Raw genomic sequence first — 1,350 nt, 5'->3', positions numbered from 1 at the left:
TGTCTCCGACTCTACGGGCGGGGTCTGACAATCGGCCCCGGTGGCCGGGTCAGGGCACGGTCCGGGAGACGACGTACACCCAGGGGTACGCCGGGTTGGTCAGGTCCACGACCACGTCGTGGGTGGGCGCGGGGTTCTTCTGCCGGTTGACGAAGCCGTACCACGAGTCGGTCGTGGCGAACTTCCAGCCGGTGACCTTGCGATCGCGGGCGCCGATGGTGACGTCGCCCTGCTTCAGGTCCTTCCGGGTCACACCCAGGCCGGTCAGGTAGGCGTCCAGGCCGGCCGCGTTGGTCTCGAACTGGGTGTAGAGGCGGCTGGTCTTCCAGTTGTTGGTCTCGTAGTACGCCACGTGCCAGGCGGGGTGCGGGACGGGCACCTGGTAGATCCGGCGCTGGAGCTTGGAGGGCCAGCCCTCGGTGAGGCCGGTCGCCGAGTACTTCGCCTCCTTGTCCTTGCCGCTGTCGCGGCTCTGGTTCGCGGAGATCACGAGGTAGCCGGCCGGGATGCCGATGAGCAGCACGATGATCAGCAGGGTGAGGGACCTGCGGCGGATCATGTGACGGCGGTCCTCGACCGGGCGGTCCGGCTCGTCGGGCCAGGATCCCTGGTGGGGCAGGGAGGCGGTCACGGCGTCTCCTGGGTACTGCGGAGCGACTGCGTGTAGCGCTCGTACCGCTCGTAGCGCTCCACGCGGCGGCGCTTGGCGCGGCGGAAGCGGCGGGCGACCAGCCGGGCGAGGTCGGCGGCGCCGACCATGCCGGCCTCGGGACCGAGCTGGGCCCGGACGATGCGGGCCTCGGGGCGGTATCCGCGGCCGGTGAGGTGCCGCTTGAAGGCGTCCCGTGCCGGGCCGATCAGCAGGTCGTCGGCGGCCGAGACACCGCCGCCGATCACGAAGCAGGAGGGGTCGAGGGCGGCGGCGAGGTTGGCGATGCCGACGCCGAGCCACTGGCCGATGTCCTGGAGCAGCTCGATGCACATGGCGTCGCCCTCGCGGGCCAGCTCGGTGATCATCGGGCCGGTGATGTCGCCGATGCTGCCCTTCACGTGCTCGATGATCCCGTACGCCACCGGCGAGTCGGCCGCCGCCAGCTCGCGGGCCTCGCGGACCAGGGCGTTCCCCGAGCTGTACTGCTCCCAGCAGCCGCGGTTGCCGCACGGGCAGCGGTGGCCGCCGGGTACGACCTGCATATGGCCGAACTCGCCGGCGACGCCGTACTTGCCGCGCTTGACCTGCCCGTCCTCCAGGATCGCGCCGCCGATGCCGGTGCCGAGGGTGATCATGACCAGGTGGTCCTCGCCGCGGCCGGCGCCGAAGCGCCACTCGGCCCAGGCGGCGGTGTTGGC

Annotated in this window: 2 protein-coding genes; both read right to left on the bottom strand. The window is 71.6% G+C overall.

The features are described from left to right. Positions 1-49 precede the first annotated feature (49 nt). On the bottom strand, positions 50-631 hold the full coding sequence (locus ABT116_RS46760) for a sugar kinase (RefSeq protein ID WP_351647385.1): 582 nt from the start codon (positions 629-631) through the stop codon (positions 50-52). Further along, positions 628-1,350: ROK family protein (locus ABT116_RS46755; RefSeq protein ID WP_351647381.1), on the bottom strand; the 723-nt coding region annotated here is incomplete at its 5' end. The genes ABT116_RS46760 and ABT116_RS46755, both read right to left, overlap by 4 nt.

Source organism: Streptomyces sp. NPDC002130, assembly GCF_040296465.1.
Lineage (GTDB): Bacteria > Actinomycetota > Actinomycetes > Streptomycetales > Streptomycetaceae > Streptomyces.
The sequence above is the reverse complement of the archived record's forward strand: the minus strand, read 5'-3'. Positions and strand labels throughout refer to the sequence as shown.